The sequence below is a fragment of the Bacteroidetes bacterium GWF2_43_63 genome (genome assembly GCA_001769275.1).
Classification (GTDB): Bacteria; Bacteroidota; Bacteroidia; order Bacteroidales; family DTU049; genus GWF2-43-63.
This window is the reverse complement of the sequence record MEOQ01000046.1, coordinates 1-10,285: the sequence shown is the minus strand read 5'-3', so window position 1 is coordinate 10,285 and position 10,285 is coordinate 1. Positions and strand designations below refer to the sequence as shown.

1 protein-coding gene, 1 tRNA gene and 2 pseudogenes are annotated in these 10,285 nt (G+C 43.7%); 2 read left to right on the top strand and 2 right to left on the bottom strand.

What is annotated here, in order from left to right:
• Positions 1 to 6,901, bottom strand: a pseudogene (locus A2W93_02195) (hypothetical protein).
• 357 nt (positions 6,902 to 7,258) lie between these two features.
• Between A2W93_02195 and A2W93_02190 the strand changes: the two are divergent.
• Both A2W93_02190 and A2W93_02185 read left to right on the top strand, forming a co-directional pair.
• Positions 7,259 to 9,391, top strand: a complete 2,133-nt coding sequence (locus A2W93_02190; GenBank protein ID OFY52801.1) for a hypothetical protein — start codon at positions 7,259 to 7,261, stop codon at positions 9,389 to 9,391.
• Positions 9,392 to 9,461: 70 nt separating this feature from the next.
• Positions 9,462 to 9,539: transfer RNA gene (locus A2W93_02185), tRNA-Val, on the top strand.
• A gap of 475 nt (positions 9,540 to 10,014) precedes the next feature.
• Here A2W93_02185 and A2W93_02180 read toward each other — a convergent pair.
• A pseudogene (locus A2W93_02180) lies at positions 10,015 to 10,285 on the bottom strand (hypothetical protein).

Genomic DNA, 10,285 nt, shown 5'->3' with positions numbered 1-10,285 from the left:
CTGTTACACTAACCGGATTGTTCGCATTTACAGTTGTATTAATGGTATTCGATGTCGCAGGACTTCCCGTAACACAGGTTGCATTAGAGGTCATTACACAATACACGGCTTCGCCGGTTGTAAGGCCGGTTGTGGCATAGGTGCTTAAACCTGTACCAACTGCACTTCCCCCTTCATACCACTGATAGGTCGGGGTGCCACCATTGGTGGGTGTTGCGGTGAAGGTAACCGAGGTTCCTGCACAGATAGCTCCTGATGGTGATGCGGCAATGGTAACACTGGCTGCAACTGTCGGATTCACTGTCATTGCAATCGCATTCGAGGTCGCCGGGCTGCCGGTGGCACATCCTTCGCTCGAGGCGAGAATACACGTTACGGACTGAGTATTTGTAAGGGAACTGGTTGTGAATGTCGGGCTATTGGCACCTTGTGTCACACCATTAACTTTCCAGGTGTAGGTTGGGGTTGTGCCGCCATTGGTTGGCGTTGCTGTAAACGTCACGCTGGTACCTGCACAAATAACATTTCCGGGATTTGCTGCAATGCTGACGCTAACCGGCAGTGATGAATTCACGGTCATCGCGATGGCATTTGATGTAGCAGGGCTACCCGTTGCACATGTTTCGTTTGAGGTAAGTACACAAGTGACAATGTTTCCATCAGCCAATGTGCTGCTTGAATAAGTGGAGCCGGTTCCAACGGGTGTTGCTCCAACATACCACTGATATGCAGGTGTTGTTCCACCGTTGGTCGGAGTTGCAGTGAAATTGACTGTCGTTCCCGTACAAATCGTTGTAGCAGATGCTGAAATGCTCACGCTGACCGGTTTGTTGGGGTTTACTGTCATTACAATACTGTTGGAAGTCACAGGATTTTCAACCGTACATGTAAGCGCAGATGTCATACTGCATGTAACAATATCACCGGTTGCCAAAGCGGCATTGGTGTAGGTTGTACTGTTGGAGCCAACATTGGCACCATTCAGTTTCCACTGGTAAACCGGAGTTGCGCCACCGTTGGTTGGTGTAGCCGTGAAGGTTACGCTTGTGCCCGAACAAATGGTTGTTGAAGATGCTGCGATACTTACACTGGGGGTAACATTTGCAGTCACAGTCATTGTTATGGCATTCGAAGTGGCCGGACTGCCAGTCGCACAACCTTCACTGGAGGTGAGTACACAGGTTACAATCTGACCAGTTGTGAGTGTAGTTGAAGAATATGTTGCACCTGTTCCGACGTTGGTACCATTGACTTTCCACTGATAGGCTGGTGTTGTTCCACCATTGGTCGGGGTTGCTGTGAAGGTCACATTGGTGCCGGCACATATATTATTTCCGGGACTAGCTGCAATGCTTACACTAACAGGCAATGAAGAATTGACGGTCATTGTAAGAGCATTTGATGTCGCCGGGCTGCCGGTTGCACAGGTAGCATTGGATGTCAGTTGACATGTTACGATATCACCGGCAACCAAAGCGGCATTGGTGTATGTCGTGCTGTTGGAACCCACATTGCCGCCATTCAGTTTCCATTGATAAACCGGAGTCGTTCCACCGTTGGTCGGAGTTGCTGTAAAGGTAACCGAGGTTCCCGTACAGATTGTTGTTCCCGGATTGGCTGCAATCGTTACACTGACTGGATTGTTTGTATTTACAGTTGTATTAATTGTGTTGGAGGTCGCAGGACTTCCGGTAACACAAACTGCATTTGAAGTCATGACACAATACACGGCTTCGCCGGTTGTGAGACCCGTTGTAGCATATGTACTGAGGCCAGTTCCGACAGGAGCGCCACCCTCATACCACTGGTAAGTTGGTGCAGCACCGCCATTGGTTGGAGTAGCTGTGAAGGTAACTGATGTTCCTGCACAGATGGCTCCGGTAGGTGAAGCGGCAATGCTTACGCTGGCAGCAACCGTAGTATTAACGGTCATTGTGAGCGTATTTGAAACAGCCGGATTGCCGGTTGGGCAGGTAGCATTTGATGTCACGGTGCAGGTCACCGTATTGCCCATTGCCAATGTATTTGAAGTATATGTTGGGCTATTGGAGCCAACAACTACACCATTCACTTTCCATTGATAAACCGGAGTTGTGCCTCCATTTACCGGAGTTGCTGTAAATGTAACGCTGGTACCCGAACAAATTGTTGTTCCGGGATTGGCAGCGATGGTCACACTGACCGGCAGATTCGGATTTACCGTGGTTGTAATAGTATTGGATGTAGCTGGATTAGTCGTAGGACAAACTGCATTCGATGTCAGTACACAATACACTGCTTCGCCTGTTGTCAGGCCGGTTGTAGTATATGTACCTGTTCCTGTTCCGACAGGAGCGCCGCCTTCATACCACTGGTATGCTGGTGTGGTTCCGCCATTGACCGGGGTAGCAGTAAATGTAACTGAAGTTCCGGCGCAAATAGCGCCTGCTGGAGATGCAGCAATGCTGACACTGACAGGCAGATTCGGATTTACCGTTGTGTTTATTGTATTTGAAGTTGCGGGGTTGCCAGTTACACAAGTCTGATTGGAAGTAAGAACTACATAAACAGCTTCAAGATTTGTAAGGGTTGTCGTTGTATATGTGTTTAAGCCCGTTCCAACAGCTGAACCACCTTCATACCACTGATATGCGGGAGTTGCTCCGCCATTGGTTGGCGTAGCAGTAAAGGTGACACTTGTTCCAGAGCAGATAGCTCCGGTTGGAGATGCCACGATAGCTACACTTACAGGAACTGAAACCAGATTGGTAAGTGTTACTGTATTTGATGTCGGAGATGTATTAGCTCCTTCAACAACATAACCTTTATAATCACCGTTGGCAAGACCTGTGAATGTGTGAGTATTTGTATTTCCTGTCCAGTTGGCAACGGCTGCGCCGGCTCCGGTTTGCAGATAGAATGTCTGATTGGCTGAAACCGAGGCAGTCAAAGTTACTGAACCAGTTCCGCAACCTGGGGTTGCTGATGCGGAGACAATGGTTCCTGCAAAATCGTAGGTGAATTCAGGATGCAATGTAAGCGATGCTGCCGATCCAAACCAGTCTTCGAATGAATACCACGTTCCCGGATATGTGTTTCCTGTACTAAGATAAGCTGTACTATTATTTCCGGGATCCCGGAATGAAGTCATGGCGCCACAAAACTGATGCGTGTCATAATTATGTGTCGTGCCGTCATAATTTAATCTATAACCGATAAAGAAGTCTCCGGATACAGCTATGGAATCATCAAAGGCGAGAAATGTCCAGCCGTTGGTGAAGGTTGGTAAAGAAACCGTTTTAGTACCTAAAATAGTTCCCGGTGATCCGGTTGAACCATCCCAAACATTGAATGTGACAGTCTTTGAAGCTATAGCAGAATCAAGGTATACATACAACTCTAGTCCGGTTATTTTACCTGGAAAAGAATTTTCATATTTTTCAGCATAGTTCCAAATATAAAAGAGAACGCTATTAACCGTATCCATTGCGTGGCCAGGAATAAGCCCATTATCATAGCTATATACCGAGAGACCATCTTCATATAACAAGTTACTGCAGGTGTCTTTTCCTCCAACAACGACAAAATTTGTCCCTGTGATGATATCAGAACCATGAGTGTTCGTCACTGTTAAAGAAGGAGAATAGAATCCAGGAGCCGTATAAGTAATTGTTGGCGGATTTTGCGAAGTACTTGTTGAAGGGGTGCCTCCAGGGAAGGACCATGCCCAGCCTTCAGGATACCTCCAGCTATAATCCGTGAATTCAACAGATCCACCAATTGGAATAAATGGTCTGTAGTTAATATCCTTGAGATTACCGGTTCCGTAAAAATTTGCCATCGGAGCACGACCAAGCACGGTTACATAACCGGTTTTCGTTTCAGCGTCGCTTCCTGCAGCATTTCCCGCAGTGAGGGTAACATCATATACACCATGAGTATGATATGGAATTATAGGACTTTGTTCGTTGGTAGATGTCGGTGTTCCTCCTGGCAAAGACCAAGCCCAAACTGATGGATTGTTTGTGGATAAATCCATGAATCTGACATTGTCACCTTCATAAATTGTAACATTTGCCGGCTGAACTGATGTTGAAATTGAAACATCATCAAGATTTAAGCGGAACCAGTCGGTGCAATTCCAGTGCCTGAATGCAATGTAAACATTGGGATTACCAGCATATGCACTTAAGTCAATAGTTCGTTCCTGATAGGCTGTATGACTTGCAGGAAGCTGTTCCTGAAGTAATGACGTAAAATTGCCAACTGCAGTACCAGTCGTAGAAACATAAATGCCATAAGTTTCCTGCTCCCAGGCAGGGTCCTGTCCAATAACGTAGTATTTTAACTGATAGCTGGCAGCAGCATTGCTTAAGTCAACTGCAGGAGTTATCAACCAGTTATCAGGAGTAAGTGGCACATTAATCCATGATGCAGATGAAGCTGCTCCAACACCTCCATGGGTGGTCAAGGAACCATCGGCAACAAAATCCCATGAGTTGCCATCGCCGTCATTGTCTATAGTTGACCATCCTGTAGGAAGAACACCGTCTTCGAATCCTTCATACAAAATATTTGGTTCAACTCCGAAGTTGGCAATCGGTGCGGTAATGCCGGTTTTGGATATTTGTATATTGGGTCGGTTTGTATTCAGGGTGCCTGTTCCCGTGGGATCAGTCTTACCACTCCATTGTTGATGAGTGGTTGCGGCTGTTGTTGTAAAATAACAATTACTTGGAACGTCTCCAGGAGTGACAGTTGAATTCACAAACACGATAACCATCAGGTTGCTCGAGCCATTGTACGAAAAACTAGTTTGTAAAGGAATCGTATGCCACCCGGCAACATTTGGGGTAAATGTACCATTATAAACCAGTGTGGCACCAGAAATAATAGCATCATCAGTTACCGCCGTAGTGAAAGCGGTCTCATTCGTATGCTTCAGATAAATCTGAATATTTCTAGTATCAGTTCTGGCATCGCCAGGCCTCCAGGCTAAGGCCGTAATTGTGGCTGCCGCTCCAACCTCCGCCGTGGTGTAAATCGATGCATCTCGAACAAATGTGAATAATGCCGTTGCATTTGTTTTTACACCATAAGGGAAATAACCACCTAGGCCTGTACCTGTCCCGATTGTAACCGGGCTGGTAATAGAGTATGGATTAACGGTAATATACGCAGTTTTAGTCTCTGTATCCGAACCATATGCGTTTGAGGTTGTAAGGGTTATTGTATAAGTTCCTGGATTCACCCAGGTAACCGTTGGATTTCTTTCTGTTGAAGTTGAAGGATAACCACTGGGGAATGTCCATGACCATGATTGGGGCAAATTTGTGGTTAAGTCAGTGAATTGTATTGTCTGGCCAGCATTGATGGTAGTTGGCGTGGCTGAAAAATTTGTCACCGGAGGAGAGGCAATCGCATTTGGATCCATGCCATCCAATGTAGTCGGATTGGTTCCGGCCGGGTCGAGCCAATATTTTAATTCATAAGCATTGCCAGTTCCGTTTACTGCATTCTGCCAATGGATACTAAATTTTCCATAGAGGTCTCCTGAATATGGACCACCGCACTGCGAAGAGCCTCCCGAAAGGGTTCCGATTACACGACCTGCATTATTAAACAAAGAAGAACCGGACGAACCACCTTCGGAAACGCCCTGCCCATTGGTGGTTGCAGCCCAGAGCGGAAAAGTCCAGTGACCATTTGTCGCTCCGGTGTTGGTGCCGTCAAACCAGGTAGCGCTTGTTGTGGTTCCGGTAAAGGTTGATATTTTCTTGGCATCACCAGCAGGATGGTGGATACTTACACCTCCTGTAGTAGTTGCACCTGAACGATCCCAACCATTGTAATAAGGATTCCAGGCTAAAGAAGGTGTTGAATTAAGCTCAACCAATTGCATATCTGTTCCGCCACTGATATCACCTTCAGCTCGCTTAATACAACCGGTGATCATGTTATTGGGAGGAGTTCCCAAGTTGGGGCAACCCGCACGTTCGTAGTTGAAATAAAACTGCCAGACATTATGGTCAGCCGCTGAAGCAACTGCCCCGCAATGGAATGCTGTCAGAAAATAAGGGGTGCCGTTTTCAAGTGTATTATTGACAAGTGAACCGGAACAGTAATACCAGCCAGCACCTTCTCTAAAAAGAATACGGGCAACCCCACGCTTTTCATCCTGCCAATAGTCACCTTCAGGAACACAGTTGATATTAACCATGCATGTGCCTCCATCGCCAAGGTCTTTAGTAGCATCGTTTATATCGTCATTGTATGAATAAATTATTTCACTAATCCGCAAAACCCCTTGTGGAGTATACTCAGTTTCTCCGGCAGGACTTGTACGGTAAGATTCTACTTTCTTCTTGTCAAGGGATATCGGATTAAGATTGCCTTTATAAAGTCCATTATTCGGCGTTTCAATGTATTCTAAAATCACCGTGCTTCCCGGAATCAGATGGGTGCTGAATGTGTTTGCCGGATTGTTGTTTTCGGATGTAAAAGCTCCAATCACAAAAGAGCGATCCGCGTTGTATAAATACAATTCCGCGCCTTCAGGCAAATGGAACATGTCGAAAACAACACCCAGAGATACTGCCGACTGGGTTTCTATTTTCAACCTCCACATCATACGGCCATCGGGCAATAATTCCCATTCGCCATCCTGTTCCATTGACTTGTTTACAGGCAATGAAAAACCAGCTCTGACGGGCAGATTCTGAGATAATCTCAGCTGATCTTCGGCATTGATAACCGACCAGTCTATGTGACTGGCATCGACAACCACTGAATTGGAAACATTTGGCAGATTCAGCTCCATAGAAGCTGGAAGTCCCTGTCTACTTGGTTGTGCATTTAGAGAAGTTACCGCGAACAACGTCAAAATTATTCCGATAACATTCAAAAATAAACTTCTTCGCATGGTGATTTGATTTTTTAAAATAACCCGTAAAAATACTATATCAGACAAAGTACAACATCACCTGGTTGCACAATTTAGACAAAGTCACAAGTTTTACTCACACTAAGATGTTTTTTAAGCATGTAATTTCTCAGAATGTCTTTGTTTTTAAACAAACACAATTTCCTTTTCCGCACTTGATTGAAATGGCTAAAATAAGATTGATTTAATTTTGTATTTTTAACTGATGATGTTTTACATAAATACGTTTTGCGTATTTAAAAGATTGACTGAAAAAATTGAAATTTGATAAATGACTAATTGTCTCTTAAATTTTTAAATTTTATATTTGCAATTCAAATATCCCCCCATTTGATTATGTTATTCCGTCCAATATTTTTGCTCTTAATTGTTTTGTCCTGTGCATCGCCGGGACAGGCTCAGACAATCAATCAAACTAAAAATGTTTCGGAGAGCATTGAAGACAGCACTCTTGATCTTTCATCAAAGGATAAATTGTCGCTTGAGATTAAGACCTACGAGGGCCTCATCCGCACCATGGAACAGGAAAAAACCGGAGAACAAGCCCTTGCACCACTACTCACCAGACTCGGAAATTTATATTTCAGCACTCAAGACTACCCGAAAGCAATTAATGCCTATATCCGGTCAATTATTATCCGCGAATTTGACAAAGAAGGAACCAGATTCAGAACGGCTGATCTTGGCTGGCACCTTATAGAAGTTGGTAATTCTCTCTACCGGTTGAAAGACTATGAACTGGCCGAATATCCCTATAATATTGCACTGAAAGCTTTTTCTGCCATCAAAGGGGCTGAGGGCACAGAAGGGATGATAACCGCCTCAAACAACATTGCACTGTGCCGGCTTAATGCAGGCGATCCGGAAGGAGCATTGCCGGTTTTTATGACGACCCTCAAAATGTCGGAAAAATATGGTGAATCGCAACGTATTTACGTGTCGCAGATTTACATCGGTAAATGCTATATGGAAATGAATAAATCAAACAAATGCATTTCCTTGCTGAAAAATCCATCACTGATTGCTTTGGCTGAAGCCGAAAGTCCATTGAATTTGTTTCGCCTTCAGATTCTTGGCGACGCGTATCATCTTGCCGGAAGCACTGACTCTGCTCTGGCTGCCTATAAAACCATAGCCAACACGCCCAATCACACAGAACTGGCGGACAATATAGCAGAAGCAAGCCTTAAACTGGCCAGTCATTATCTGAGCGTTCGTGATTTCGATAAAGCAACTACCTACGCACTCAATGCTGAAAAAAGTCTGACCATTATTTCAAACAGCGCGCTTCAGATGTCAGCCGATGAAATTCTATACAGCATCTACAAATCCCGAGGTGACTATCGAGAGGCGCTCAGATACTACGAATCATACAATAATATTCAGAAACAACTGAACAGCCAGCAACTGGAAAGCTTCATCGACGATTATAACAAAAAAGCTGAGCGCATTACAATGAGCCTTGAAATGGCACAGATTGAAGCGCAAAGAAAAAAAGCTGAAGCTGAAAAAACAAACCAGAAAACTCTTTCATTTTTCATGATCGTAATCACTGCATTATTGCTGCTGATGTTTTTTACGGGAAAGGGCTTCGAACCACGCATTCAGCTGCTTGAAGAATTTATATCTGAATTTAAACTATCAAATAAGCTGATTACTTTAGTGGTATTACTCGCCTATTTTATGGCGTTTTTCTATATTTTTATTCCGGTTGAACACGCGGTTGAAATTCAGAATTTCAGCTTTATTGCCAGATTATTGCCCGGAATACTAGCTTTTATGGTCCTGTTTTTTGTTACCATCGGCTTCTATTCCATTCATTCAAAAAAGCAGGTTGATGAAAGAAATTACCGGTACTATCTGCTGCTTTTCGGAGCGCTGTATGTGACCGTCTTCCTAAGCGAAGCCATCCTGTTTGCCTTTTTCGGTTTCACTTCTTTCAATTTCTTGCTTTCTCTTTCATTGATTGTTCTGGCATCGTATATTGTCCCCTTATACCTGGTAATGATAGCTGTTGAACGGCTTATCATCAAGCGTTTTGAAACCATGTCGGCATCGCTTACGCAGGATATCAGTCAGATTAAACAAAACATTGCTCCCACAACAGAAAGTATTACTGTTGAATCGGAAAAAACCAGCGGAAAACTTACATTCAATATGGATGATTTTGTGGCCGTCGAAGCACAGGGCAATTACTGTATGTTCTACATAATGAAGAAAAATGTAATGACCAGGAAATTGCTGCACACAACCATGAAAGCACTTGAGACACAGCTTTCTGAGCACCCGCAGGTAATTCGTTGTCATAAATCATTTTTGGTCAATATACATCAGATCTCGCGTGTCAGCGGAAACTCCCGGGGTTATTCGCTTCACTTCACAGGCGATATAGATCCGGTCCCGGTTTCCAGAGGGTACCAGAAAGACGTAATGCAAATCATTCAGCAAATCAGGGAAGAAATTTCCTGACAAACAAATCAAAAATATTTTTTGTAATCAAATAATTTATATACCTTTGCACTCCCAAAATGGGGTAAGAGGGCGTTTAGCTCAGCTGGTTCAGAGCACCTGCCTTACAAGCAGGGGGTCACTGGTTCGAACCCAGTAATGCCCACCGCATCAGATCAAGGTTTCAGAGTTTTTTACTTTGAAGCCTTTTTTTATTTGCCAAACAATTTGCCAAACATTTCGACCTTTTTTTTCTTTGCTTTTCACTGGGTGCATTCCTTGATTCTAATTGGCTAAGAACAGTTTTTCCACATGAAGAATTTTCTTTAGGCAATTTCTGTTGATTTTTTGAAAACCAAGTTCTTTTTGGAGCAAATCATTTTACATGCAAACCGAACAAACCATTTGAAAGTGCAAATCACAGCATTTCGCTCATTTTTCAACTTAAAATTATCTATCAATAATTATGCAGCCTGAATAAGCCTGATGTCGGTAAAACCAATTGTTGCCAATGCAAATTAATGGCTGCAATACCCATTACCAAAATCAACAATAACGCATTTTAAAAACTATATGTGTCATTTCGGAATATTTTCTTAAGCAAACCATCACCTACCCTATTTTACCGCACTTTTTAGCACTATTTAAGATCCCGACAAAAAAATCTGAATCCATACCGTGTTCTTCCGGCAAATACCAGTATTACCTTTCATAGTTAAATTGTCAGGACAAACCTGACAAATGCGATAAGAAACATAATTATTCCCGGTATTTTCCTCCATCGGGTCATTTTTTTGTTTATTTCCGGTTGAAATTCGGACGATTCCAGACGTTTTTGGACGTTTTTCAGGCAATTTCGGACGAAAATGGTCGAAAACCGGGCAATTTCGGGCGATTTTGGGTAAAACCGAGTAA